This window comes from Ancylobacter radicis (genome assembly GCF_018449475.1).
In the GTDB taxonomy this organism is placed as follows: Bacteria; Pseudomonadota; Alphaproteobacteria; order Rhizobiales; family Xanthobacteraceae; genus Ancylobacter; species Ancylobacter radicis.
In genome coordinates this window covers 349,704-375,347 of sequence record NZ_JAHCQH010000014.1, presented here as the reverse complement: position 1 = coordinate 375,347, position 25,644 = coordinate 349,704, and the positions used below count along the sequence as shown (strand labels likewise).

Annotated in this window: 26 protein-coding genes and 1 tRNA gene; 13 read left to right on the top strand and 14 right to left on the bottom strand. The window is 66.8% G+C overall.

What is annotated here, in order from left to right:
* Window positions 1–6: 6 nt before the first annotated feature.
* Entirely contained in the window at window positions 7–291 is a 285-nt protein-coding gene (locus KIP89_RS04990) for a DUF2842 domain-containing protein (protein ID WP_213754295.1), read from the bottom strand.
* 158 nt (window positions 292–449) lie between these two features.
* On the opposite strand from KIP89_RS04990, the gene KIP89_RS04985 reads away from it, so the two are divergent.
* Window positions 450–1,523, top strand: a complete 1,074-nt coding sequence (locus KIP89_RS04985; protein ID WP_213754294.1) for a COX15/CtaA family protein — start codon at window positions 450–452, stop codon at window positions 1,521–1,523.
* A gap of 273 nt (window positions 1,524–1,796) precedes the next feature.
* On the opposite strand, the gene uvrA is transcribed toward KIP89_RS04985, so the two are convergent.
* Together uvrA and KIP89_RS04975 are read right to left on the bottom strand one after the other, a co-directional pair.
* Complete coding sequence (gene uvrA, locus KIP89_RS04980; RefSeq protein WP_213754293.1) at window positions 1,797–4,700, bottom strand: excinuclease ABC subunit UvrA; 2,904 nt, start codon at window positions 4,698–4,700, stop codon at window positions 1,797–1,799.
* Window positions 4,701–4,768: 68 nt separating this feature from the next.
* Window positions 4,769–4,933 carry a hypothetical protein gene (locus tag KIP89_RS04975; RefSeq protein WP_213754292.1) on the bottom strand — a complete coding sequence of 55 codons (165 nt, stop codon included), beginning with the start codon at window positions 4,931–4,933 and terminating at the stop codon, window positions 4,769–4,771.
* 275 nt (window positions 4,934–5,208) lie between these two features.
* Between KIP89_RS04975 and ssb the strand changes: the two genes are divergently transcribed.
* The gene (gene ssb, locus KIP89_RS04970) at window positions 5,209–5,769 is read left to right on the top strand and encodes a single-stranded DNA-binding protein (protein ID WP_213754291.1); all 561 of its coding nucleotides are present in this window, start codon (window positions 5,209–5,211) and stop codon (window positions 5,767–5,769) included.
* A 246-nt stretch (window positions 5,770–6,015) separates the two neighbouring features.
* Here ssb and KIP89_RS04965 read toward each other — a convergent pair whose 3' ends face one another.
* Window positions 6,016–6,642, bottom strand: a complete 627-nt coding sequence (locus KIP89_RS04965; protein WP_213754290.1) for a MarC family protein — start codon at window positions 6,640–6,642, stop codon at window positions 6,016–6,018.
* A gap of 496 nt (window positions 6,643–7,138) precedes the next feature.
* Between KIP89_RS04965 and gyrA the strand changes: the two genes are divergently transcribed.
* The 7 genes from gyrA to tgt all read left to right on the top strand — a co-directional run bounded on the left by gyrA (window position 7,139) and on the right by tgt (window position 14,628).
* Window positions 7,139–9,907: a DNA gyrase subunit A gene (gene gyrA, locus KIP89_RS04960; RefSeq protein ID WP_213754289.1), complete on the top strand. Its 2,769-nt coding sequence runs from the start codon at window positions 7,139–7,141 to the stop codon at window positions 9,905–9,907.
* A 144-nt stretch (window positions 9,908–10,051) separates the two neighbouring features.
* Window positions 10,052–10,633, top strand: coding sequence for an LOG family protein (locus KIP89_RS04955; protein WP_213754288.1), 582 nt, complete (start codon window positions 10,052–10,054; stop codon window positions 10,631–10,633).
* Between the two features lie 83 nt (window positions 10,634–10,716).
* Window positions 10,717–11,223: a pantetheine-phosphate adenylyltransferase gene (coaD, locus tag KIP89_RS04950; protein WP_213754287.1), complete on the top strand. Its 507-nt coding sequence runs from the start codon at window positions 10,717–10,719 to the stop codon at window positions 11,221–11,223.
* A 40-nt stretch (window positions 11,224–11,263) separates the two neighbouring features.
* Window positions 11,264–11,818, top strand: coding sequence for a peptidylprolyl isomerase (locus KIP89_RS04945; RefSeq protein WP_213754286.1), 555 nt, complete (start codon window positions 11,264–11,266; stop codon window positions 11,816–11,818).
* Between the two features lie 41 nt (window positions 11,819–11,859).
* A complete protein-coding gene (locus tag KIP89_RS04940) occupies window positions 11,860–12,324 on the top strand; it encodes a peptidylprolyl isomerase (RefSeq protein WP_213754285.1) in 465 nt (154 codons plus the stop codon).
* Between the two features lie 82 nt (window positions 12,325–12,406).
* Entirely contained in the window at window positions 12,407–13,492 is a 1,086-nt protein-coding gene (gene queA / locus KIP89_RS04935) for a tRNA preQ1(34) S-adenosylmethionine ribosyltransferase-isomerase QueA (RefSeq protein ID WP_213754284.1), read from the top strand.
* Window positions 13,489–14,628, top strand: a complete 1,140-nt coding sequence (gene tgt / locus KIP89_RS04930) for a tRNA guanosine(34) transglycosylase Tgt (protein WP_213754283.1) — start codon at window positions 13,489–13,491, stop codon at window positions 14,626–14,628. The genes queA and tgt overlap by 4 nt, the downstream gene beginning before the upstream one ends.
* 142 nt (window positions 14,629–14,770) lie before the next feature.
* Here the strand turns inward: tgt and wrbA are convergent, their stop codons facing one another.
* Entirely contained in the window at window positions 14,771–15,370 is a 600-nt protein-coding gene (gene wrbA / locus KIP89_RS04925; protein WP_213754282.1) for an NAD(P)H:quinone oxidoreductase, read from the bottom strand.
* Between the two features lie 243 nt (window positions 15,371–15,613).
* On the opposite strand from wrbA, the gene KIP89_RS04920 reads away from it, so the two are divergent.
* A tRNA-Lys gene (locus tag KIP89_RS04920) sits at window positions 15,614–15,689 on the top strand.
* Between the two features lie 55 nt (window positions 15,690–15,744).
* Here KIP89_RS04920 and KIP89_RS04915 read toward each other — a convergent pair.
* From KIP89_RS04915 to KIP89_RS04895, 5 genes are all read right to left on the bottom strand, one after another.
* Window positions 15,745–17,001, bottom strand: coding sequence for a GGDEF domain-containing protein (locus KIP89_RS04915; protein WP_213754281.1), 1,257 nt, complete (start codon window positions 16,999–17,001; stop codon window positions 15,745–15,747).
* Window positions 17,002–17,172: 171 nt separating this feature from the next.
* On the bottom strand, window positions 17,173–18,828 hold the full coding sequence (locus tag KIP89_RS04910; RefSeq protein ID WP_369807049.1) for a methyl-accepting chemotaxis protein: 1,656 nt from the start codon (window positions 18,826–18,828) through the stop codon (window positions 17,173–17,175).
* A 123-nt stretch (window positions 18,829–18,951) separates the two neighbouring features.
* On the bottom strand, window positions 18,952–19,266 hold the full coding sequence (locus KIP89_RS04905) for an RNA-binding S4 domain-containing protein (RefSeq protein ID WP_213754280.1): 315 nt from the start codon (window positions 19,264–19,266) through the stop codon (window positions 18,952–18,954).
* Window positions 19,259–19,687 (bottom strand): lysozyme inhibitor LprI family protein, encoded by a 429-nt coding sequence (locus tag KIP89_RS04900; RefSeq protein WP_213754279.1) that lies wholly within the window; start codon window positions 19,685–19,687, stop codon window positions 19,259–19,261. The genes KIP89_RS04905 and KIP89_RS04900 overlap by 8 nt, the downstream gene beginning before the upstream one ends.
* 69 nt (window positions 19,688–19,756) lie before the next feature.
* A complete protein-coding gene (locus tag KIP89_RS04895) occupies window positions 19,757–20,410 on the bottom strand; it encodes an alpha/beta fold hydrolase (protein ID WP_213754278.1) in 654 nt (217 codons plus the stop codon).
* A gap of 114 nt (window positions 20,411–20,524) precedes the next feature.
* Between KIP89_RS04895 and KIP89_RS04890 the strand changes: the two genes are divergently transcribed.
* Window positions 20,525–20,821: a DUF2218 domain-containing protein gene (locus KIP89_RS04890; RefSeq protein WP_213754277.1), complete on the top strand. Its 297-nt coding sequence runs from the start codon at window positions 20,525–20,527 to the stop codon at window positions 20,819–20,821.
* Between the two features lie 77 nt (window positions 20,822–20,898).
* A complete protein-coding gene (locus KIP89_RS04885) occupies window positions 20,899–21,390 on the top strand; it encodes a hypothetical protein (RefSeq protein ID WP_213754276.1) in 492 nt (163 codons plus the stop codon).
* A 69-nt stretch (window positions 21,391–21,459) separates the two neighbouring features.
* On the opposite strand, the gene KIP89_RS04880 is transcribed toward KIP89_RS04885, so the two are convergent.
* Window positions 21,460–21,732, bottom strand: coding sequence for a sulfurtransferase TusA family protein (locus KIP89_RS04880; RefSeq protein ID WP_213754275.1), 273 nt, complete (start codon window positions 21,730–21,732; stop codon window positions 21,460–21,462).
* Between the two features lie 147 nt (window positions 21,733–21,879).
* On the opposite strand from KIP89_RS04880, the gene mobB reads away from it, so the two are divergent.
* Window positions 21,880–22,416 (top strand): molybdopterin-guanine dinucleotide biosynthesis protein B, encoded by a 537-nt coding sequence (gene mobB / locus KIP89_RS04875; RefSeq protein ID WP_213754274.1) that lies wholly within the window; start codon window positions 21,880–21,882, stop codon window positions 22,414–22,416.
* Here the strand turns inward: mobB and mobA are convergent.
* From mobA to recG, 3 genes are read right to left on the bottom strand one after another with little or no spacing between them, the layout of a single operon-like run.
* Window positions 22,413–23,012 carry a molybdenum cofactor guanylyltransferase MobA gene (mobA, locus tag KIP89_RS04870; protein WP_213754273.1) on the bottom strand — a complete coding sequence of 200 codons (600 nt, stop codon included), beginning with the start codon at window positions 23,010–23,012 and terminating at the stop codon, window positions 22,413–22,415. The genes mobB and mobA overlap by 4 nt on opposite strands.
* On the bottom strand, window positions 23,012–23,407 hold the full coding sequence (locus KIP89_RS04865; RefSeq protein WP_250152196.1) for a YbaN family protein: 396 nt from the start codon (window positions 23,405–23,407) through the stop codon (window positions 23,012–23,014). Before KIP89_RS04865 ends, mobA begins: the two co-directional genes overlap by 1 nt.
* 52 nt (window positions 23,408–23,459) lie before the next feature.
* Window positions 23,460–25,541, bottom strand: a complete 2,082-nt coding sequence (gene recG / locus KIP89_RS04860) for an ATP-dependent DNA helicase RecG (protein ID WP_213754515.1) — start codon at window positions 25,539–25,541, stop codon at window positions 23,460–23,462.
* Between the last annotated feature and the right edge of the window lie 103 nt (window positions 25,542–25,644).

Below are 25,644 nucleotides of genomic sequence, written 5' to 3'. Positions count from 1 at the left end.
GTGACCTCAGAGCGTTTCCGGCCGGCGGTCGTATTTCTGCATCCAGCGGATGATGAAGGCGGCCGGGATCACCCAGCCAATGCCGAGAAAGACATAGGCGAAGAACTGGGCATAGCCGGGCAGGGTGGTCACGCGCCCCTGCGCCAGCGCCATGGCGGCCAGCGCCCAGACGATGACCAGCGCCAGCATCGCCACCGTTCCGATGAATTTGCGTAGCCGCGGCGGCAGGCCTTTGGTGGGGCCGGCCGGTGTCTGGCGCGCGCCAATCTTGCTCGCAGGGGTCTCGCTCATGCGTGGCTCCTCGGGCCTTGCGATGAAGGGGGCGGCGCGGGACAAAGAGTCTCGTTGCACGCCTCGGTCCGCCTCTATATCGCTCGCCGGGCCGGGGAGGAAGTCGCCCGGCCGAGGCGGCCAAAGGGGCTGGCGGCCGCCATTGCCAGGAGCGCGTGATGGCCCTTGATCAACTCAGTCTCGCCGCCGGTCGGCCGCTGCCCGCCACCGATGCGGGAGATCGCCTGCGTCCGGTGCGGATCTGGCTCTATGCCGTGGCGGCGCTGATCGTTCTGATGGTGGTGGTCGGCGGGGCGACCCGGCTCACGGAATCGGGCCTGTCGATCACCGAATGGAAGCCGGTGACCGGCACGCTGCCCCCGCTCTCGGCGGCGCAGTGGCAGGTCGAGTTCGAAAAGTACCGGCAGATCCCGCAATATATCCAGATCAACCGGGGCATGAGCCTCGACGAGTTCAAATACATCTTCTGGTGGGAGTGGGGCCACCGGCTGCTCGGCCGGGTGATCGGCTTCGCCTTCCTGCTGCCCTTCCTGTTCTTCCTGTGGCGCGGGCTGATCGACCGGCCGCTCGGCTGGAAGCTGGGCGGGCTGTTCGTGCTGGGCGGGCTGCAGGGCGCCGTCGGCTGGTGGATGGTCGCCTCCGGGCTGGTGAACCGGGTGGATGTGAGCCAGTACCGGCTCGCTACCCATCTGACGCTGGCCTGCATCATTCTCGCCGCCACCGTCGCGGTCGCAGTGTCCTTGAAGCCGGCGCGCGCGCCGCAGGTGGTGCCGGCCTGGCTGCGCACCAACGCGCATATCCTGCTCGGCGTGGTGGTGTTGCAGATCTTCCTCGGCGGGCTCGTTGCCGGCCTCGACGCGGGGCTCACCTACACGACCTGGCCGCTGATGGACGGTCATCTGGTGCCGCCCATGGCGAACCTCTTGGTGCAGGAACCCGCCTGGCGGAACGTGTTCGAGAATGTGCTGACCGTGCAGTTCAACCACCGGCTGGTGGCTTATGTGCTGCTGGCGCTGGCGCTTGGCCATTATCTCGCCGCCCGGCGGGCCGGCGGGCCGGCCCGGCAGCGGGCGCTGCTGATCTTCGGGCTGGTGCTGGCGCAGGCGATGCTGGGCGTCTTCACGCTGATCCATCAGGTGCCGATCGACATCGCGCTGGCGCATCAGTTCGGTGCGACCATCGTGCTGATGGCGGTGACGGTGCATCTGGTGCGGGTGCGCGAGGGCGCCTGAGGGAAGGGCGTCAGGACGAGGGCTGTGCGATGTTTACGCGTCCTGCGATGCCGAGCGCGTGCGCTGCCGGTCCTCGGCCAAAGTCGTGGATCCCCGGGCCGAGCCCGGGGATGACGGTGTCTGGAGCTGACGGCGTCGTGGGGATGATGATCAGCCTGCGTCGCTGAGCCTGCGACAGCGACCTTCCCCCCCATCGCGACGCCATGGCCGGGCTTGGCCCGGCCATCCACGACTTATCCGCGCGCGCCTGCTAATCCGTCACTCGACTCCGCCTCACTCCGCCGCCCGGCGGGGTTTCAGCGGGCGGCGGGCCAGCACCTCGGCGAGGAAGCGGCCGGTGTGGCTGCGCTCGGTCTTGGCGATGACCTCCGGCGGACCGGCCGCGACGATCTCGCCGCCGCCATCGCCGCCCTCGGGGCCGAGGTCGAGAACCCAGTCGGCGGTCTTGATGACTTCGAGATTGTGCTCGATCACCACCACCGTATTGCCCTGCTCGACCAGTTCGTGCAGCACTTCCAGGAGCTTGGCGACGTCGTGAAAATGTAGGCCGGTGGTCGGCTCGTCGAGGATATAGAGCGTGCGGCCGGTGGCGCGGCGCGACAGTTCCTTGGAGAGCTTCACCCGCTGCGCCTCGCCGCCGGACAGCGTGTTCGCCTGCTGGCCGACCTTGATATAGTCGAGGCCCACGCGCGAGAGCGTCTCCAGCTTTTCGCGCACCGCCGGCACCGCCTTGAAGAACTCCGCGCCTTCCTCGACCGTCATGTCGAGAACGTCGGCGATCGACTTGTTCTTGAAGGTGACTTCGAGCGTCTCGCGATTGTACCGCTTGCCCTTGCAGACATCGCAGGTGACGTAGACGTCGGGCAAAAAGTGCATCTCGATCTTGATGACGCCGTCGCCCTGGCAGGCCTCGCAGCGTCCGCCCTTGACGTTGAACGAGAAGCGGCCCGGCCCATAGCCGCGCGCCTTGGCCTCCGGCAGGCCGGAAAACCATTCGCGGATCGGCGTGAAGGCGCCGGTATAGGTGGCCGGGTTGGAGCGCGGGGTGCGGCCGATCGGCGACTGGTCGATATCGATGACCTTGTCGAGATGCTCCAGCCCCTCCAGCCCGTCATGCGCCAGCGGCGGCTCGGAGGCGCCGTTCAGCCGGCGCGCCACCGCCTTGTAGAGCGTATCGACCAGCAGGGTCGACTTGCCGCCGCCCGACACGCCGGTGACGGCGGTGAACAGGCCGAGCGGGATTTCCGCCGTGACGTTCTTCAGATTGTTGGCGCGGGCATTGACCACGCGCAGCAGCCGCTTGCGATCCGGCTTGCGGCGCTTGGGCACGGGCACGCTGAGTTCGCCGGTGAGATATTTTCCGGTGAGCGAGTTCGGATTGGCCAAAATTTCCGGCGGCGTGCCCTGCGCGACGATGCGCCCGCCATGCACGCCAGCGCCGGGGCCGACATCCACGACATAGTCGGCCGCCATGATGGCGTCCTCGTCATGCTCGACCACGATGACGGTGTTGCCGAGGTCGCGCAGCCGGCGCAGCGTGCCGAGCAGGCGCTCATTGTCGCGCTGGTGCAGACCGATGGAGGGCTCGTCCAGCACATAGAGCACGCCGGTCAGCCCCGAGCCGATCTGCGACGCCAAGCGGATGCGCTGGCTTTCGCCGCCCGACAGCGTGCCCGAGGCGCGCGCCAAAGTGAGATAATCCAGCCCGACATCGAGCAGGAAGGCGAGCCGCTCGCGAATTTCCTTGAGGATGCGGACGGCGATTTCGTTCTGCTTGTCGGTGAGTCGGCCGGGCAGGGTGCCGAACCAGTCCAGCGCGGTGCGCACGGATAATTGCGCGGCCTCGCCGATATGACTGCCGGCGATCTTCACCGCCAGCGCCTCAGGCTTCAGCCGGTAACCATGGCAGGCGGCGCAGGGGACGGCGGAGAAATATTTGCCGATTTCCTCGCGCGCCCAGTCGCTATCCGTCTCGCGCCAGCGGCGCTCCAGATTGGTGACGATGCCCTCGAAGGTCTTCGCCGTTTCATAGGCCCGGATGCCGTCATCATAGACGAAGCGGATCACCTCAGGCCCCGAACCGTGCAGGATGACCTTCTGCGCCTTTTCCGGCAGATCAGACCATTGGGTGGTCAGCTTGAAGCCATAATGGCGGGCGAGGGCGTCGAGCGTCTGGCCGTAATAGGGCGAGGAGGACTTTGCCCAGGGAGCAATGGCGCCCTGCTTCAGCGTGCGCGACTTGTCCGGCACGATGAGATCGGGGTCGATCTTGCTTTCATGGCCGAGGCCGTCGCAGACCGGGCAGGCGCCGAACGGATTGTTGAAGGAGAACAGCCGCGGCTCGATCTCGGAAATGGTGAAGCCGGAAACCGGGCAGGCGAATTTCTCCGAGAAGATGATGCGGCGGGCCTCGCCGTTCTCTTCCTTCTCGTCGGCGAATTCCAGCACCGCGATGCCGTCGGCCAGGCCGAGCGCGGTCTCCAGCGAATCCGCGAGGCGCCCGGCGATGTCGCCGCGCACCACGAGCCGGTCCACCACCACATCGATATCGTGCTTGAACTTCTTGTCGAGCGCCGGGGCCTCGGCAATCTCGTGGAACTGGCCGTCGATCTTGACGCGCTGGAAGCCCTTCTTCTGGAACTCCGCCAGTTCCTTGCGGTACTCGCCCTTGCGCCCGCGCACCACCGGCGCCAGCAGGAACAGCCGCGTCTTCTCCGGCAGAGCGAGGATGCGGTCGACCATCTGGCTGACCGTCTGGCTCTCGATCGGCAGGCCGGTGGCGGGCGAATAGGGCACGCCGACGCGCGCCCAGAGCAGGCGCATATAATCGTAGATCTCGGTGACGGTGCCGACCGTCGAGCGTGGATTCTTCGAGGTGGTCTTCTGCTCGATGGAAATGGCCGGCGACAGGCCGTCGATCTGGTCGACGTCCGGCTTCTGCATCATCTCCAGAAACTGGCGGGCATAGGCCGAGAGACTCTCGACATAGCGGCGCTGGCCTTCGGCATAGATGGTGTCGAACGCCAGCGACGATTTGCCGGAGCCGGACAATCCCGTGAACACGACGAGGCTGTCGCGCGGAATCTCCAGATCGACATTCTTGAGATTATGCTCGCGCGCGCCACGAATGGTAATCGAACGGGCGTCGCGGCGCGGGAGGTCCACGCGATCCTTCATTCCGGTCTCTTCTTCGACGGGCAGTGCCAAGGGTCTAACGCGGGGGCGGCCGCCCGTCCCGGCGCGGATCAGATACCGGCGCCCCGCAGGGCGAGGGCCGCGACGGCGGCAGCCGCAATCAGCCCGCCGCTTACGGCGAGGAGGGCACGGCGGATCAGAGCCTGCCGGGCATCCTCGGCACGCAGGGCGATGGCGGTGGCGCGGGCGCGCCGGCTTCTGTGCGGGTGGTTCATGATGGGAGTGCTCCCTGTGCAATCACGCCAGCTAACATAATGCGGCTCCGCCAAGCTGCAACGGACGACTCGTCACGGTTCGACACGTCTTGCGTCAGATTAGCCCTAATGCTAGGAACATAACAAGAACATTCAAGCGCCCGGCCGTCACCGGCGTGAGGCTTGTGTGGACAGGAGTGGCCGCAGGGGGCGCATGCCGGCGGCGGATGGGATAATGTGCGGTGTCTGAACGCGCGCGCTCCGCCGCGTGCGTTCGATTGCTCTCGGAGGACAATATGGCGGGCAGCGTGAACAAGGTGATCCTGATCGGCAATCTCGGCCGCGATCCGGAAGTACGCACCTTCCAGAATGGTGGGCGGGTCTGCAATCTGCGCATCGCCACCTCCGAGACCTGGCGCGACAAGGCCTCCGGCGAGCGCAAGGAGCGCACCGAGTGGCACAGCGTGGTGATCTTCAACGAGAACCTGCTGAAGGTCGCTGAGCAGTACCTGCGCAAGGGCACCAAGGTGTACATCGAAGGCCAGCTGGAGACCCGCAAGGCGACCGACCAGAATGGCGGCGAACGCTATTTCACCGAAGTGGTGCTGCGCGCCTATCGCGGCGAGCTGACCATTCTCGACAGCCGCGGCGGCGGTAGCGGCGGTGAGGGTGGCGGCGACGATTACGGTTCCGGCAGCAGCGACTTCGGCTCGGGCGGCGGCTATTCCGGCGGGGCCAGCCTCGGCGGCGCGGGTGGCGGGCGCTCCTTCGGCGGCAATGACCGCAAGCCGGCCTCGGCCCCGGCCCCGGGCGGCGGCAAGTTCGGCGGCGATCTCGACGACGATATCCCGTTCTGAGGCGGGCCGGACGATCCCGCGCGGGGCTTGTTCGGCGTGGGGCTTGGTCGTCTTGGCGCCTCCCCGCGCTTCCGGAATCCCGGCGGCTATCACGCGCGAGACGGCCTCACCGATGCCGGGCCTGATCCAGGTGGGCTGGAAGGGTCTTGGCGGCCGGGATTAACGTTGCCGTCCGAGCCGTGACACCAGCAATCTGCGGCGCGGGGGCCTGAAACGCGGTCTTCGGGCCCTCCCGCCTGAGCAGGCTCAGCTCAAAAACGCCGCGCGGATGCCGTCGATGACGAACTGCACGGCCAGCGCGGTCAGCACCACGCCGAGCAGGCGCGAGAGGATGGCGTTGCCGGTGACGCCCAGCAACCGGTCGACCCGGCCGGCCGCGAGATAGACCAGAAGACAGCTCGCAATCACCAGCAGCGTGATGCCGAACAGCGCCGCCAGCCTTGCCGGGTCGCCATGCGCCTCGCCCGCCAGCAGCAGCATGGCGGTGATGGCGCCGGGCCCGGCCATCAGCGGGATGGCGAGCGGAAACACCGCGAGCATGCGCAGCGCCTGATCGCGCGCTGCCGACGCATTGGTGTCGAAGGTACGCTCGGTGCGGCGACCGAACACCATCTCGAAGGAAATCGTGAAAAGCAGCAGCCCGCCGGCGATGCGGAAGGCGGGCAGGGTGATGCCGAGCGCGCCGAGCAGCGGGGCGCCGACCACGCCGAAGAACACGAGGATCGCCAGCGCGAGGACCGAGGAGCGCCAGGCCACCTGCCGCCGCTCCTGCGGCGACAGGTCATGCGTCACCGCCAGGAACAGCGGCGCCAGCCCCACCGGGTCGATCACCACCAGCATGGTGACGGCGGCGGAAAACACATAATCCAGCATGATACCCCCCGGTCTGCGCCATCTGCCGCCAACAGAGGCGTTTTCGCAAGAGCCCGCGCCGGAGCTGGAGAGGCTCCGGTGGTGAGGTGATGGCCCATGGCGGGGCCGGCCCAGCGGACCCGCACCGCCGACGCGTCGTCTCCATTGGCCGGCAACGGGCCCGGCGAGTGGCTGAGGTGGGGAGGGCCGGCGCGGCCTTGCGCGGACGGAAGGCTCTCCGATCGTTCCCACAGCGGGGGCGCCGCTCGGAACACGGATGCCCCGGGGGCCGTCGTCCGGCCTTCATGCCGACGGCAGAGCAAGGCGCCAGCCAGGGAGGTGCCGGGATACTCTGTCGCCTTGCTTCCGCCACGATCTCCACAGCTTGCGAAATCACGGCTGTAATCCATTGATTTTACGCAGGTTTTGCGGCGGCTGAAATCGGGCTGCGGCTGGTGTTTTCGAGTGGAATCGGCTAGACAATCCTACCTGTTCGGCAACTGCGGAAAGTCCTTCCTTGTCCGATTCCGATACGTCCAAGCCGGAGGGCCCCGGCCCGACGGATATCCGGCCCGTTTCCATCACCGACGAGCTCTCGCGCAGCTACCTCGACTACGCGATGAGCGTCATCGTCTCGCGTGCGCTGCCTGACGTGCGCGACGGGCTGAAGCCGGTGCATCGCCGCATCCTGTTCTCGATGCGCGAGAACAATTACACGCCGGAGCGGCCCTACAACAAATCCGCCCGCGTCACCGGCGACACGATGGGTAAGTACCATCCGCACGGCAACCAGGCGATCTATGACGCGCTGGTGCGTCTGGCGCAGGACTTCTCCATGCGCCTGCCGCTGATCGACGGTCAGGGCAATTTCGGTTCCGTCGACGGCGACCCGCCCGCGGCCGAACGCTACACCGAGGTGCGCCTCGCCAAGCCGGCGATGACGCTGCTGGACGATCTCGACAAGGACACGGTCGATTTCCAGGCGAATTATGACGGGCGCGAGCAGGAGCCGACCGTGCTCCCCGCCCGCGTGCCGAACCTTCTGGTCAATGGCGCCGGCGGCATCGCGGTCGGCATGGCGACCAACATACCCCCGCATAATCTCGGCGAGGTGGTGGATGCCTGCATCGCGCTGATCGACGATCCCTCGCTCGATATCGAGAAACTGCTCGACTACATCCACGGCCCGGATTTCCCCACCGGGGCCCTCATTCTCGGGCGCACCGGCATCCGTCAGGCCTATCTGACCGGCCGCGGTTCCGTCCCGATGCGCTCGCGCGCGACCATCGAGGAAATCCGCAAGGACCGCGACGCCATCATCGTCACCGAGATTCCCTATCAGGTGAACAAGGCGACGATGATCGAGCGCATCGCCGAACTGGTGCGCGAGAAGCGGCTGGAAGGCATTGCGGAAATCCGCGACGAATCCTCCCGCGAGGGCATGCGCGTCGTGTTCGAGATCAAGCGCGACGCCCAGGCGGAAGTCGTGCTGAACAATCTCTACCGCATGACCGCGTTGCAGACCTCGTTCGGCGTCAACATGGTGGCGCTGAACGGCGGCAAGCCGGCGCTGATGAACCTGCTCGACCTGCTGACCGCCTTCGTCGCGTTCCGCGAGGATGTTGTTAGCCGGCGCACAAAATTCCTGCTGCGCAAGGCGCGCGACCGCGCCCATGTGTTGGTCGGCCTCGCCATCGCCGTCGCCAATATTGACGAGATCATCCACACCATCCGCACCTCGCCCGATCCGGCGAGCGCGCGCGAGGCGCTGATGACGCGCGACTGGCCGGCGCTCGACGTCGCCCCGCTGATCGCGCTGATCGACGATCCGCGCCATCGCCTCGGCCCGGACAATACCTACCGGCTCTCCTTCGAGCAGGCCCGCGCCATTCTCGATCTGCGCCTGCAGCGCCTCACCGCGCTCGGCCGTGACGAGGTGGCGGACGAGCTCGACAAGATCGCCGTGGAGATCCGCGAATATCTCGATATTCTGGCCAGCCGCGAGCGCATCCGCACCATCGTCAAGGACGAACTCCTTGCGGTGAAAGCGGAATTCGGCACGCCGCGCAAGACCGAGATCATCGAGGCGGAAGGCGATTTCGAGGACGAAGACCTCATAGCCCGCGAGGACATGGTCGTCACCGTCTCGCATGCGGGCTATGTAAAGCGCGTGCCGCTCTCGACCTATCGGGCGCAGCGGCGCGGAGGCAAGGGCCGCTCGGCGATGCAGACGCGGGACGAGGATTTCGTCACCCGCCTGTTCGTCGCCTCCACCCACGCCCCGGTGCTGTTCTTCTCGTCCAAGGGGCAGGTCTACAAGCTCAAGGTGTGGCGCCTGCCCATCGCCGCGCCGCAGGCGCGCGGCAAGGCCCTAGTGAACATTCTTCCGCTGACCGAAGGCGAGCGCATCACCTCGATCATGGCGCTGCCGGACGAGGAGACGTGGAGCCGGCTACAGATCATGTTCGCCACCACGGGCGGCACGGTGCGGCGCAACGAGCTGTCCGATTTCACCAATGTGAATCGCAACGGCAAGATCGCCATGAAGCTGGAAGAGGGCGAGGCCATCGCCGATGTCCAGCTCTGCACCGAGCAGGACGACGTGCTGCTGACCAGCGCCAACGGCCAGTGCATCCGCTTCCCGGTCACCGAGGTGCGCGTCTTCAAGGGGCGCGATTCCATGGGCGTGCGCGGTATCCAGCTTGAAGGCGCCGACAAGCTCATCTCGATGGCCATCATCCGCCATGTGGAGGCGAGCGCCGAGGAGCGCGCGGCCTATACCAAGCTCGCCAATGCGTTGCGGCGCAGCCAGAACGGTGCCGAGAGCGGCGTGGAAGAGGTGGAATCGCCGGTTGAGGCAGATGTTGAGGAAGCGGTCGCGGTGCCGGCCGATATCGACCAGGCCCGCTATATCGAGATGGGCGCCGCCGAGCAGTTCATCCTGACGCTCTCCGAGAATGGCTACGGCAAGCGCACCTCGTCCTATGAGTACCGCACCACCCGGCGCGGCGGCAAAGGCATCGTCGCCATGGCGGTCAATGACCGCAACGGGCCGCTCATCGCCTCCTTCCCGGTGGACGATGGCGACCAGATCATGCTGGTGACGGACGGCGGACAGCTCATCCGCTGCCCGGTCAACGGCATCCGCACCGTCGGTCGCGGCAGCCAGGGCGTGATCGTGTTCGACACCGCCGAGGATGAGAAGGTGGTCTCGGTGGAGCGCGTCAACGAGGAAGAGGGCGAGGAAAGCCTGGGCGACAGCGCCGACGGGGCTGCCGTGGAGTAAGGGCGGGCAGCGCCTGTCTTTGCCCATGAAATCCAGAGGCGGCGCCGGTGACGGCGCCGTTTCCATGTTCGGCTTTTGACTGAACGAGCCCGGCACACGTCAGGCTCTATTTTCCGGCAAGTCTTGTTTTTCCGACAGGAACCCATGCGTCGCATCTGTGTCTTTCTCGGCTCCAATGCCGGCCGCCGCCCCGCCTACACGCAGGCCGCCGCCGCACTCGGCACCACGCTGGCGCGCGAGGGCATCGGGCTGGTCTATGGCGGGTCCTCCGTCGGCCTCATGGGCGTGCTGGCCAATGCGGCGCTGGAGGCGGGTGGGGAGGTGATCGGCATCATCCCGCAGCGCCTCATGGACAAGGAAGTCGGCCATCGCGGCCTTTCGGATCTGCGCGTCGTCACCTCCATGCATGAGCGCAAGGCGCAAATGGCCGAACTGGCTGACGCCTTCGTCGCGCTGCCGGGCGGCGCGGGCACGCTGGAGGAATTGTTCGAGGTGTGGACCTGGGCGCAGCTCGGCAACCACACCAAGCCCTGCGCCGTGCTGGATGTGGAGGGCTATTATCATCGCCTGCTCGGCTTTCTCGACCATACGGTTGAGGAAGGCTTCATGCGGCGCGAGCATCGCGACATGCTGGTGATGGCCGAGAGCCCGCGGGAACTGCTGGCCAAGCTGCGCGGCTATCGCGCGCCCACCGTCACCAAGTGGATCGGCAAGGATGAGCGTTAGGCGCACCCGGCCCGGCGCCGCGCGCCGCGCTTGCGTCCGGCCGCTGGGACAGCTAACGCTTGCCGCGCATTGAGAGAGTGCTGATGAGCGCCGCGCGCACCGCCTTCTATCCGGGATCGTTCGATCCGCCGACCAATGGCCATGTCGAAGTGGCGCGCGCCGCCGCCCGGCTGGCGGACCGGCTGGTGGTCGGCGTCGGCATCCATCCCGGCAAGGCGCCCCTGTTCTCCGCCGCCGAACGGCTGGAGATGCTGCGCGAGGTGTTCGCGCCGATCGCCGCCGAGGAAGGCGCGAGTCTCGACTGCGTGACCTTCGACACTCTGGTGGTCGACGCGGCCGAGCAGCATGGCGCGTATCTCTTGATCCGCGGCCTGCGCGATGGCACCGATCTCGACTATGAAATGCAGATGGCCGGCATGAACGCGGTGCTGAAGCCGACCGTCCAGACGGTTTTCCTGCCGGCCTCCCCCATTGCCCGCCCTATCACCGCCACGCTCGTCAGGCAGATCGCCGCGATGGGCGGCGATGTCTCGGCTTTCGTTCCCCCGGCCGTGCTGGCACGGCTTACCGCGCGCTTTCCGCGCCGCTGACCCTTGCGGCCGCCGCCTTCGCTCAACGGAGTTGCCTTCCATGATCCGAAGCCTTTTCGCCGCCTTCGCCCTCACCGTCGCGCTGGCTGTGCCGGCGATGGCGCAGGCGCCGAAGCTGCCGCCCAATGTCGATCCGCAGAACGCCATCATCATGCAGACCACCAAAGGTCCGGTGATCTTCGTGCTGCGCGCCGACATCGCCCCCAAGCATGCCGAGCGGATCAAGACGCTGGCCCGCGAGGGTTATTATGACAACGTGCCGTTCCACCGCGTGATCGAGGGCTTCATGGCCCAGACCGGCGACGGCCAGTATGGCAATGGCACCGGCGGCTCGCGCTACCCGAACGTGCCGGCCGAATTCTCCAACGTGCCCTTCAAGCGCGGCACGGTGGGCATGGCCCGCGCCTCCGCCCCGAACAGCGCCAATTCGCAGTTCTTCATCACCTTCGGCGATGCCTCGTTCCTGAATGGCCAGTACACGGTCATCGGCGAGGTCGTCTCCGGCATGGAGAATGTCGACAAGATCAAGCGCGGCGAGCCGGTGCAGAACCCCGACAAGATCATTTCGATGAAGGTCGCCGCGGACGTCAAGTAAGACGCCGCGCGCCGCCACTATCCGTTTCCAAGGAGAAACCCATGTCCGACAACGCTGCCAACTTCCTGCTGCTGGAGACCACCCAGGGCCCGGTGAAGATCAAGTTCCGCCCCGATCTCGCGCCGAACCATGTCGCGCGCATCGCCGAGCTCGCCACCGAGGGCTTCTATAACAACGTGCCGTTCCACCGTGTGATCGAGGGCTTCATGGCCCAGACGGGCGACGGCCAGTTCGGCAACGGCACCGGCGGTTCCGGCAAGAAGCTGAAGGCCGAGTTCAACAAGGGCCGCCATGTGCGCGGCACGGCCTCGATGGCCCGCGCGCAGAACCCGGATTCGGGCGACAGCCAGTTCTTCATCTGCTTCGGCGACGCGTCCTTCCTCGACGGCCAGTACACCGTGTGGGGTGAGGTGGTCGAAGGCATGGAGAATGTCGACAAGATCAAGCGCGGCGAGCCGGTCTCGAACCCGGACAAGATTGTCAAGGCGAGCGTTTCCGCCGCCTGATCTGCGCCGAATTGGACAAGGCGTCATCCCGGAGGTGCGCGAGCACGCTCCGGGATCGCTGTTTCTGAACCCGAGTTTTTCGATGCGTGTCGACCTCTTCGACTTCGACCTGCCCAATGAGCGGATCGCGCTGCGCCCGGTCTCGCCGCGCGATGCGGCGCGGCTGCTGGTGGTGCGCACGGGCGCCGAGCCGGAACTGGCGGACGCAAGGGTGAGCGACCTGCCGGAGCTTCTCCAGCCCGGCGACGCGCTGGTGGTGAACGATACGCGGGTGCTGCCGGCCCGCCTCGCCGGCATCCGCCGCCGCGCCACCTCACAGGGTGAGGGCGTCGAGGTGGAGGCGATGCTGCACAAGCGCGTGGCGCCCGATAGCTGGCTGGCTCTCGCCCGGCCGGGCAAGCGGCTGGCGCCGGGCGACACCATCGTCTTCGCCTCTCCCGATGGCACGCAGACGCTGGACGCCGTGCTGGAGGCGAAAGGCGAGGGCGGGGAGGTGACGCTGCGCTTCACCCTTGCCGGGGCCGCTCTCGACGCCGCCATCGCCGGCATCGGCCATATTCCATTGCCGCCCTATATCGCCGCCAAGCGGGCCGATGACGCGCAGGACCGGCGCGACTACCAGACCATGTTCGCCAATCAGGAAGGATCGGTTGCCGCCCCGACCGCCGGGCTGCATTTCACGCCCGAGCTGATCCAGCGTCTGGCGCAGCGGGGCGTCGAGACGCATCGCGTGACGCTGCATGTCGGCGCCGGCACCTTTCTGCCGGTGAAGGTGGACGACACCACCGACCACCGGATGCACGCCGAATGGGGCGAGGTGTCCGCCGCGACCGTCGCGGCGCTCAATGCGGTGAAGGCGCGGGGCGGGCGGGTCGTCACCGTCGGCACCACGGCGACGCGGCTGATCGAGAGCGCGGCGGCCGAGGATGGCTCGCTGAGCGAATGGCGCGGCGAGACCGACATCTTCATCACGCCCGGCCACCGCTTCCGCTTCATCGACGGGATGATGACCAATTTCCATCTGCCGCGCTCGACGCTGGTGATGCTGGTCGCCGCCTTCATCGGCCATGAGACGCAGAAGCGTGCCTATGCCCACGCGATTGCGACCGGCTACCGCTTCTATTCCTATGGCGATGCCTGTCTTTTGCTGCCAAAAGCCCGCGCATGAGCGAACAATCTGATTTCCATTACCACCTGAACGCCACCGATGGCGCCGCCCGCCTCGGCGAGGTCGTGACCCCGCGCGGCACCATCCGCACGCCGGCCTTCATGCCGGTGGGCACCGCCGCCACGGTGAAGGGGATGTATCCGCAGCAGGTGCGCGAGCTGGGTGCCGACATCCTGCTCGGCAACACCTATCATCTGATGCTGCGCCCCACCGCCGAACGGGTGGCGGAACTGGGCGGCCTGCATGAATTCATGCGCTGGCCGCACCCGATCCTCACCGATTCCGGCGGCTTCCAGATCATGTCGCTGGCCGGCTTGCGGAAGATGAGCGAGAAGGGCGTGACCTTCCGCTCGCATATTGACGGCTCCTATCACGAATTGTCGCCGGAACGCTCGGTGGAGATCCAGGGCCTGCTCGGCTCGGACATCCAGATGCAGCTCGACGAGTGCGTGCGGCTGCCGGCGACCAAGGACGAGATCGCCCGCGCCCTGCGGCTCTCGCTGCGCTGGGCCGAGCGGTCGAAGAAAGCGTTCGAGAGCCAGCCCAAAGGCCGGGCGCTGTTCGGCATCGTGCAGGGCGGCGACGATCCGCAATTGCGCGAGGAATCGGCGCGTGGGCTGATCGATATCGACTTTCCCGGCTATTCGATCGGCGGCCTTGCGGTCGGCGAGCCGCAGGCGGTGATGCTGGCGATGATCGAGGTGGTCGCGCCGATCCTGCCGACGGAAAAGCCGCGCTATCTGATGGGGGTCGGCACGCCCGACGACATGATCGAGGCGGTCGCGCGCGGGGTCGACATGTTCGACTGCGTGATGCCGACGCGGGCCGGGCGGCATGCGCTGGCCTTCACCCGCTTCGGCAAGATCAACCTGAAGAACGCCCGTCACGCCAATGATCCGCGCCCGCTGGACGAGGCGAGCGACTGCCCGGCAGCGCGGGATTATTCGCGCGCCTATCTCCACCATCTCATCCGCTGCGACGAGATGCTCGGCTCGATGCTGCTGACTTGGGTGAACCTCGCCTATTACCAGAGCCTGATGGCCGGCGCGCGCGCCGCCATCGGCGAGGGGCGGTTCGAGGCCTACAGGGTCGAGGTCAAGGAAGGCTGGGCGCGCGGCGATATTCCGGCGCGGTGAGGCGCGACGGCGCGTCCTCGGACGACGTCCCGCTAAGCGACGCCCCTAAAACGACGTCATCCCCGGGCTTGACCCGGGGATCCACGTCTTGGTGCAGTCTTTGCTATTGAAGGCGAAGGCCATCGATGACCGCCTTGATAACTCAGCCGTGCAGCTTGGCCGCGACGCTGGCAACGTGCTTGCCCTGGAAGCGGGCGCCGGCGAGTTCGACCTCGGACGGCTGACGCGAGCCGTCGCCATCGGTGATGGTCGCGGCGCCGTAGGGCGAGCCGCCCTTGATCTCATCCAGGCCCATCTGGCCGGCAAAGGCATAGGGAAGGCCGACCACGACCATGCCGTGATGCAGGAGCGTGGGCAGGAAGCCGAGGATGGTCGATTCCTGACCACCATGCTGGGTGGCCGAGGACGTGAACACCGAGCCGACCTTGCCGACCAGCGCGCCGCCGAACCACAAGCCGCCGGTCTGGTCGATGAAGCTGCGCATCTGCGAGGCGACCGTGCCGAAGCGGGTGCCGGCGCCAAAGATGATGGCGTCATAGTTCTTCAGGTCGTCGACCGTGGCGACGGGGGCCTTCTGGTCGAGCTTGAAGTGGTTGGCGCGGGCGATGTCTTCCGGGACGGTCTCGGGAACGCGCTTCACGTCAACGGTCGCACCCGCCTCGCGAGCGCCTTCGGCGACGGCCTCGGCCATGGTCTCGATGTGACCATAGGTCGAGTAGTAGAGAACAAGCACTTTGGCCATGGGATCAACTCCTGGGATCGGATCGCCGGACCGGGTGCGGTCCTGCTGAAGACGTGGCGCCAAGCTAGTCGGCGTTCCCTCAGGGCGGAAGCGGTATGATCGACAGGACGATCTTGCAGCCGTGCAATAAGCTGGGGGAGCGGCGTGGGCCGTGCGTAACGGCAACCGCCTGTGCGCGAATATCCGCCGCGACCATGCGCAGCTTGCCAAGCCCGACCGAAACCCTTAATCCCCCCGCGGTGGGAGCCCGTAGCTCAGCCGGTAGAGCACGTGACTTTTAATCATGGGGTCTTGGGTTCGAATCCCAACGGGCTCACCACCTTTTCGCCCACGCCTGCACGCTTTCCCGGTGGCGTGACGGTCCGCCATGGCGTTCAGGCCCGGTCGCCCTCGAACCAGACACAGTTCCGGCCGGCGTGCTTGGCGGCGTAGAGCGCGCGGTCGGCGTGCAGCAGCAGTTCTTCGATCGAAGTTTCGGCCGTCGACGCGCAGGCGCCGCCGATGCTGACCGTCACCCTGTGGCGGGTTGTGCCGCGCGTCACCGGCACGTCTTCCACCGTCTGCCGCAGCCGTTCCGCCACGCCGAGGGCGACGTCGCGGTCGAGCCCCGGCAGCAGCACCGCGAATTCCTCGCCGCCGATGCGGGCGAGCAGGTCACGCGATCTCAGCGCCGCGCGCACGCGGGCCGAAATCTCGACCAGCACCTCGTCGCCGAAGGCATGGCCGTGGCGGTCGTTCGCCACCTTGAAATGATCGATATCCAGCAGCAGTGCCGCCAGCGGCTCCCCGACACGGTCAAGCGTGCGGCCCTTCTGGAAGAAGCTGCGCCGGTTGAGTACGCCGGTGAGCGCATCGGTATCGGCGAGCTGGCGCAGGTCGAGCGCCAGCTGGTGTCGCTGCGAGACATCGACATAGGAGTGCACGCGATAGTCGCCGATTCGGAAGCTGTGGCTTTGCAGGACTTTGTCGCGGCCGCCGCCCGCGCGGATCTGGAATTCCGAGGTCGAGATGGTGCCGTCGCCCCTCGGCGCCATGGCGAGTTTCGCCGCCCACTCCACCTTCGCCGCCTCGCGGATGAGCGGGTCTGGGTAGAGCTTGTGCCACCAGTCGTCGAGCGCCGCGATTTCCTCCAGCGCATATTCGAAAATCTCGGTGAAGCCGCGATTGGCGAAAACGCCGACATCGTCATCATCCTCGATCAGCAGCGCCACCGGAAGCTGGTCGAGGATGGTCGGGAGAAGATGCACCCAACGCCCCGGCGCAGCGCCGGGCGCACCGACGGTACCCGACGGGGGAGCACGCGTCTCCAACACGGTGAGGACCCATAGGGATTCGGCCGTCCCGGCCGGGTAGAGACGCCGCGCGGCGATCTGCAGATGACGGCGTTCGCCGGCAAGGGTGCAGCCGAGCTGGAGTGCGTTCAAGGCCGGCGCGGCCTCGCAGGCGTGCAGATAGGCGGCGAGCCCACCGGCCTCATCGGCGAACAGGGCGGACAGGGTCAGCGGGCGCGGGGCGGCCGCGTCCCCAAACAGAATGGTCGCGGCCGGGTTCAGCGCGACGACGATGTCGGCGCGAACGGCGAGCACCGGCACGGCGACGGAGGACAGCCAGTCAAGCTCGGTTGGATTCATGGCACGACTTGCTGTGACGATCGCGGCGTTTCGCACGGCGCATCGCCAGGCGAGATCAAACTATCCGTCCCAAGCCGTTCACAGGCAATAGGTCGCGCCGCATGTCACCCCGAACGCAACGTGCCCCGCAGCTTGCGCCGCGGGGCACGTCTGGCGTTCAGTGTGCGTCGGTCAGGCCGCGCGCAGGGTCTTCACGAAGCTGCGCACTTCCGACTTGAGCTCGGCCGCCTGGCCGGAGAGATGCTCCGAGAGCCCCTTCAACTGGACCGACGCGGCACCCGTGCTCTCCGCCGCCTCACCGACACCACCGATGCTGTCATTGACGACGCGAGTGCCCTGGGCGGCATGCTGGGTGCTGTGGGCGATCTCGCGGGTCGCCGCGCCCTGCTCCTCAATGGCTGCCGAGATCGCGGCGGATGCGGTGCGGATCTCGTTGATCGTTCCGGCGATGCGGGCGATCGACGACACCGAACGGCCGGTCGCGTTCTGGATCTCGGTGACCTTGGACGAAATCTCGTCGGTCGCCTGCGCGGTCTGGCTGGCGAGTTCCTTCACCTCCTGAGCCACCACCGCGAAGCCCCTGCCGGCCTCGCCAGCACGGGCAGCCTCGATCGTGGCATTCAGCGCCAGCAGGTTCGTCTGGCCGGCAATGCTGGTGATGAGGTCGATCACCGCCCCGATCTGGGTCGCGGCCTGGGTGAGTTCGGCGATCTCGCTCTGGATCCGGCTGGATTCGTTGGAGGCGCTGTCGGCGATGTTCGCCGCACGGATCACCTGTTCGGCAATCTCGCGAACCGAGGCGGACATCTCCTCGGTCGAGGCGGCAACCGCCTGCACGCTGGAGGAGGCCTCGGTCGCCGCGTCGCCGACCGCCCGCGCCTGACGGGTGGTCTCCTCGGCCGACGCGGAGAGGCCGGTGGCGGCCTGCGCGACTTCGCTCGACGAATTGGAGAAGGATTCGGCCAGAGTCCCCATCCGGCTTTCGAACGTGGTGGCGATCTCCTCTTTCTGCTGCCGCAGCCGGTCGGCCGACCGCTGCTCCTCAAGAGCTGCCTGCTCGCGCAGATTCTCGTTGTCGATCAGTTCCCGGCGGAAACGCTCCAGCCCACGCGCCAGACGGCCGACCTCATCCTGTCGATCGGTTTCACCGACCTCGGTATGGAACCGGCCTGAGGTCAGCGCATCCATGACGGCGACGATGCGGCCGATCGGGCTGACGATGCCCTTGCGTGCGATCAGAAAGGCGAGAGCCAGACAGGCGGCGATGGCGATGGCCGTGCCGAGATAAAGTTCGATCAGGGTCGCATCGGCGCGCGCGTGCAGTTCCTCTTCGCGCTGGTGCATGTCGTTCGTCAGCGCGGATATGAGGGAGCCGACTTCGGCACGCACTTTGTCCAGCGCCGGCTCACAATCGGCCATCATCATCTGGTCGGCGCGGTGCTTGTCGTCCGCCGTCGTCGCGCTCATGGCCGTCGCGATCGTCGGGCCGCAGGCGGTCTTCACCTGGCTGTCAAAGCGGCTCACGAGCTCGTCGATGGCGCCAGCATGATCGGGAAGGGCAGCCTTGGCCTGGTTGGCGTAGTCGTGCAACTCCTCAAGCCCGTGGCTGAGTTCCTTTTCCGCCTCGCGATTCTCCTCCGCCGATGTGGAGGCGAGGGCATGGAAGATGGACCGCTCCGACCAGACGATCTGCCGATTCATCCGCGCCAAGGCGATCGCGGCCTTCGCATCGCCTTCGATGAGAGCGGTGTAATCGTCCTGCATCTGCACCATCCGCCAGCCGGCGAAAACGGTGCAGCCGGTCGAGCACAGGCCAAGCAGTGCCACGACGAGGGAGATTTTCCCCAGTATGGGCCAATTATTGAATCGCATAACGACATCTTCCACGCGCCGGTGACGGAGGCGCCCAGAAGAGACCGCGTGGCTTGCCCGGGGCTTACGCAAAGTCAGCTAGGTCAGCAGGGTATAGAGCCCGCGGGCCTCATCCGCTGGCCCGCGTCGCGCCCCGATCGCGTCGACGCGGACGACGACGACCCGCTCGTGAAGCGCGATGGTGAGCACGTCGCCCGGCCGCACCGTCCGGCTCGGCTTGTCGAGCCGGGAATGCTGGCCGTGATGGGTGAGACGGACCCTCCCGCGCTCGATCAGTTCGACCGCGAGGCTGCGCGCCTTCACGAAGCGCGCGTGCCACAGCCAGATATCAACGCGGCAGACCTCGCTGTCGATCAGCGGTCGCCCGGAAAGTCCGTCCTCTGCATCACCCATCGGAGGGAATGCGGGCGAGCAGCTCGGCGGTACGCTGCTGCGTCATGGTCAGCACGCATTGCTGCTGCGCGGCGGTGGTGCCGGTGCCGAAATGCCATTCCGCACCAATGAGATCGAACAGGCAATTGGCGTCGCGAAAGCCGAGCCACGCCCTCTGGGCAGCGATGAGATTCTGCTTCCAGCTTACTTTCTGGTCCGCCGGCGTGTCGGCATCGGCGGCGATGGCGGCGAGCGCCTTCTGATAGGCGGCGTTCAGCGCCTTGTCGGCCTTGGCGAGCGCACCGGCAAGGCAGTTCTGCAGTTCATAGCCGCCGAACCGGTCGCAGGCCGAGGCCGGGGTCTGCGCCGATGCGCCATGCGGCAGGCTCCCCAGCACGAGCAGCGCGGCGGCGAGGCGGACTGACGGTTCGAGACGGGCCATCGGCTTTCCTGACGGATCATGGGCGACGCGGAGAGGCGGCCACGGCACCAGCCGCCTCGGCGCGCGGCCTTATTTGCTGGTCATGCCTTCCAGCGTGGAGATGACGAACTGGTGGAACTTGTCCATCGTGTCGATGCTGGTGTGGCTGATATTGGGCTGGCCGGAGAGATCGAAATTCTCCAACTGGCCGGGATAGCCGGGCACGGCGGAGACCGGCTTGCCGAAACCGTCCTGCGCCCAGAAATTGATGAACACGGCGACATTGCCGGGCACCGGCGCGGGATCGGTGGCGTCGAAGGTGACGCCGAGATCAACCGGAATATTGGTCGTCTGAATCGTGGTGGCGATGTCGATTACCGCATTGGCGCCGAGCGAATGGCCGATGATGACGACCGGTCCGGTGTGACCGCCCTGATACCGCGTGGTGATCAGCTCGACCACTTTCTGCGCCTCATCCCAGCCATAGATCTGCGATGTGTAGCCCTGCTCGACGAGTTCCTGCGCCAGGCTGTCCATGCCCAGCGAGAACACGCCGAACAGGCCGCGCAGAAGATAGACATGGGTGTCGGCACGGGTGGGCAGGGGCTGGCCGGGCTTCGCCGTCACCGGCGCCGCCGCCCATGGCGGGCGCGGCGAGGTCTGGGCCGAGACTGGCGCCGCGAAAAGGAGTGCGAAGGAAGTCGCCAGCATCGCGACGGCGACGATAAGGCGGTTGAGCGTCATTCAATCCCCCGAGGCGCAGAAAGAGCGCGTGCAAGATAAAATAGATGCCGTGCCTCTTGTCCATCGCGGCGCGACACGGCGTTTCATCGGACCCGCTAACAGGAACCACATGTGATGATCACCACACAGGCCGAGGTGCCCACCACCCATGGCAGCCGCTATCTCCAGCAGCTCTGCAAGCATTGGGCGCACAAGCTGGAGGTCGCGTTTACCCCCGAGCGCGGCGAGGTGAAGCTGCCGGACGGCGCGGTGGCGACAATGATCGCCGGCGAGGCGGCGCTGGCCGTGCACATCACCGCGCCCAATGCTGAAACTCTGGCGCGCATGAAGGACGTTGTCGCCCGTCATCTCGACCGCTTCGCCTTCCGTGAAGCGCCCTTGCCCTTCGACTGGCACGACGCCGCAGCCTGACACCGTCGATTTCGCTCGAAAATTGCACCAATTCTGATCTTCTTTCCGCAACGGGAAAAGCCCGTTGGGAGGGAATGATGTTCAGACTGCTTCTTGCCGCCGCGCTTCTTGCGGCGTCCTCGCTCGCCGCATCGGCGCAGTGGATCGCGGACAAGGAGGGCGGTGCGTTCGACGACGACGCGCTGCACCTCGCGCTGACGGTCTCCGGCGATTACGTGTTCGCCCTGCGGTGCCGCGACAACACGCTGGAGGCGGTGTTCATCACCCCCGAGCGGATCGACGACCCGAAGGGGCCGGAGATCATGAACAGCCTGGAGCCGAAGCTGCGCGTGCGCGTCGATGGCGGCGAGATCATTGCCAATGATGCCACGGCCCATGAGGTCAAAGGCACGCTTGGCATGGTCGCGGAGGTGGATGACGACCTGTTCCTCGAGGTGATGGATGCGCAGTCCTCCATCTCCGTCGTCATCACGATGAAGGGCGACAATTTCCACGAGACCAAGTTCAACGCTCGCGGCTCGACCAAGGCGCTGGAAGAGGTCGCCGATGGCTGCGGCATCGACTACTGAGCCGCTCTGGAAGCTTGTTTTGGCGCGTTTTCTTCACCCGAATCGGAAACCGCTTCGCTCGAAAACGCTTTAGGAAGCCGCTTCCGCCTTGCGCAGCACGAAGGTGAGCACGCCTTCGTGCTGCTCCTGCCCTTCCAGCAGGTTGCCGCTCTGCCGCACCATGTGGGGAATGTCGATCACCGCCATGGGATCGGTGCAGGCGACGACAAGCAGCATGCCCGGCGCGGCACGCTCCAGCGCCCGCCGGGCATGAAGCGCGGGCAGGGGGCATTTGAGGCCCCTCAGATCGAGCCGGATCACCCGCTCCTCGCGGGCTTTGGATGCCGTCGTATCGGATGTCATGGAGCCGCTCCCGCGCCAGCTAAGCCGCCGCCGCGCCCTTGCGCAAGCGCCCGGCCGATCGGAAAGGGTGATCGGGCCATGCCACCCCTGCGCTTGACTTGAGACTCGCGCCGGCGGAACTCAGGGCTCGATACAAGGGAGAAGATCATGCGGCTGATCGGCTTTGCCGGATGGAGCGGCGCGGGCAAGACGACCCTGCTCGCACGGCTCATCCCGGCGCTGGTGGCACGGGGGCTCAGCGTCTCGACCATCAAGCACGCGCATCATGACTTCGACATCGACATTCCCGGCAAGGATTCCCACACCCATCGTGTCGCCGGGGCGCGCGAGGTGCTGGTCTCCTCCGCCAATCGCTGGGCGCTGATGCATGAGCTGCGCGGCGCGCGCGAGCCCGAACTGCCGGATCTCCTCGCCCATCTCGCCTCGGTCGACATCGTCCTGGTGGAAGGCTTCAAGCGCGACCACCATCCCAAGATCGAGATTCACCGTGCCGAGGTCGGCAAGCCTTTTCTGCACCCGGACGATCCGTTCATTGTCGCCATCGCCTCGGACATGCCGCTGAACGGCGCGCGGTTGCCGGTTCTCGATCTCAACGACCCGCAGGCGCTGGCCGATGCCGTCGAGCGCCACGCCGTGCCGGTCGCCAGCGTCCGCTGGCGCCAGAGCGAGGATCAGCCGGCCTAGCTGCGCGCCATACTCTCGGCTGCGGCGAGGTCGTCCGGTGTGTTCACGTTGAAGAACGGGTCATAGGGGATGGCCGGCCAGTCCACCGCCACGGCCCCGACACGTCCCAGCCAGCTATCGACCCGGCGCACGCGGTCAACAACCAGAAGGTGACGCAGATCCTGCCGTGCGGCCACCGGCCAGAGCCCGACCACGCCATGCACCCGCCCGCCCGAGGCGGCGCAAGCCGCGCCGTTGCGCGCCGCGGCAATGTGCAGCCGGTCGCCCAGATCGTCGGGGAGAAACGGGCAGTCGGAGGGCACGGTCAGCAGGAAGCGCGCCTGCGGCAGATGCTCTGCGACATAATCGAGCCCGGCCAGGATGCCGGCGAGTGGGCCGGGGCGCTCGGGCAGGCTGTCCGGCACGACGGTGAGATCAAGGCCGAATCGCGCGGCCGGGCCATTGGCGTTCAGCAGTAGGGTCGACACTTGCGGCGCGATCCGCCGGACGATGTGCGACAGGATCGGCGCGCCATCTAGCCGCAGCAGCCCCTTGTCGCCGCCGCCCATGCGCCGCGACAGGCCGCCCGCGAGGATCATGCCGACGGGCTTTTCCATCACGCGGACGGGCGGGTGAGGAGATAGGCGGAGACCGCGACGAAGATCACGGCGATGAGGCCGAGTACCGGGGTGGAGAGCCCCAGCAGCACGAGAATGCCGAAGCTTGCCATCATGCTGCCAGTGGCGACGAATTGCGCCCCGCGCGGCACCGCGCCCTTTTCGCGCCAGGCGACCACGGAAGGACCGAGGCGCGGATGGCTGAGCAGCCATTTCTCGAAACGCGGCGAGGAGCGGGAGAACAGCCAGGCGGCAAGGATGAGAAACACCGTTCCCGGCATCCCCGGCATGATGACGCCGACGATTCCGAGGCCCACGCAAATCCAGCCGCCGACGAACATCACCCAGCGCATGGGTGACGTTGCGGAATAAAGCGGGGAGCGTCCGTCCTGCATTACTGGTGTCGCTGTGGATTGCTCAAATTGTCTCATAGTCGCCGCGAAATATTCAGCCGGCTCCGAGGAGCTTCACGGCCACATCCCTTTCAAAGATATGTAGCAAAAGCCGGAGCGCCACTCCACGGCGCCCGCTAAGATCGGAATCGTTCTGAACGATCTCTGCCGCCTCGGCGCGCGCCTGCGTGAGAAGGTCGCCATGAAGATCCAATTGGGCGACCCGAAAGCCGGGAAAACCGCTCTGCCGTGTGCCCAGCACATCGCCTTCGCCGCGCAGGCGCAGATCCTCTTCCGCCAGAAAGAACCCGTCCTCGGATGAGCGCAGCGCTTCCAGCCGCTGATGCGCCACCTCGCCCAGAGGGCGCCGGTAGAGCAGGATGCAGACCGATGCGACGTCACCGCGCCCGACCCGGCCGCGCAACTGGTGCAATTGGGCAAGGCCGAATCGCTCGGCATGCTCGATGACGATGATGGACGCCTCCGGCACATCGACGCCCACCTCGACCACCGTGGTCGCGACCAGAAGCTGCGTCTCGCCACTGGCGAAGGCGGCCATGGCGGCATCCTTCTCCGCCCCCTTCATCTTGCCGTGAACGAGGCCGACGCGGGCGCCGAAATGCGCGGTCAGTTCGGCAAAGCGCGCTTCGGCGGCGGCAAGGTCGGAGTTCTCCGATTCCTCCACCAGGGGACAGATCCAGTAGGCCCGCCGCCCCTGCGCCAGCGCCGTGCCGAGGCGCGCGACGATCTCGTCGATCCGGTCGGAGGGAATGGCGCGGGTGTCGATCGGCTTGCGGCCGGCTGGCTTCTCGCGCAGTTCGCTCGATTCCATGTCGCCGAAATAGGTCAGCACCAGCGTGCGGGGGATGGGGGTCGCGGTCATCACCAGCACGTCGACCGCCTCGCCCTTGGAGGCCAGCGCAAGGCGCTGATGCACACCGAAGCGGTGCTGCTCGTCGACGATGGCGAGGCCGAGGTCGTGGAAGGTAACGCCCTCCTGAAACAGCGCATGGGTGCCGATGACCAGATCGACCGCGCCGCCGGCGAGATCGGCGAGAAGCTGGTCGCGGGCGCGCCCCTTCTCGCGGCCGGTCAACAAGGCGACCCGCAGCCCGGCCGCCGCGGCGAGCGGAGCGATGGTCTTCATGTGCTGGCGGGCGAGGATTTCCGTCGGCGCCATCAGCGCCGCCTGCCGGCCAGCCTCAATGAGGGTAGCCGCCGCCAGCAGGGCCACCACGGTCTTGCCCGAGCCGACATCGCCCTGAAGCAGGCGGAGCATCCGGTCGTTCGAGGCGAGGTCGGCGCGGATCGCCTCCAGCGCGGCAAGCTGCGAGCCGGTCAGCGCGAAGGGAAGGGCGCCCAAGATGCGGTCGGCGACGCGCCCGTCACCGAGGCTCGGGCGGCCGGCCTGCTTGACGGTGCGGGCCCGCACCAGAGCGAGGGCAATCTGCCCGGCGAGCAGTTCGTCATAGGCGAGCCGCCGCCAGGCAGGCCCGGCAGAGCTGGCGTCGAGCGGCTCGCGCGGCTGATGGACGCGGCGCAGGGCTTCATGGAAGCTCAGTTCCGGTGCGCCGGCCTGCCATTCCGGCAGATCGGCGGTGTGGGCGAGGGCGGCCTCGACCGCACGGCGGACATGGCCGTGACCGAGCCCCTCGACCAGCGGATAGAGCGGCTCGATGGAGGGCAGCTTGGCGAGGCCGGCCGCATCGACCACCCGGTCGGGGTGAACCATTTGCGGGATACCGTCGTACAGGCTCACGGTACCCGATACCCAGCGCGTCTCGCCGATGGGCAGCAGGCGCTCCATCCAGCTGCGCTCGGCCTTGAAGAAGGCGAGGATGAGATCCCCCGTCTCGTCATGGGCATAGACACGATAGGGCGCCCGCGAGCCGCGCGGGGGCGGCACATGGCGGTCCACATGGACTTCCACCGTCACCACCGTGTCCGGCACCACCTCGCGCAGCGTCGGGCGGGCCCGGCGATCGATGGTGGAGCTTGGCAGATGCAGGAGGAGGTCCAGTATGCGGGCCCCTTCCGCGCGCGCCAGCAGCCGGTTGAACGGCTTGGCGAGCTTCGGGCCGATACCCGGCAGGCCGGTGATCGGAGCAAAATAGGAGTTGAGGATGTCGGGCCGCATGATCGCGGGAAGGTGGACGAAGCGGGTGTGCGGCGCAATCCGCCAGTTCCCCATTAAGCCACCTATTCCGTCACGGCCTTGACCGCCTTTTCGCAAGGTCTAC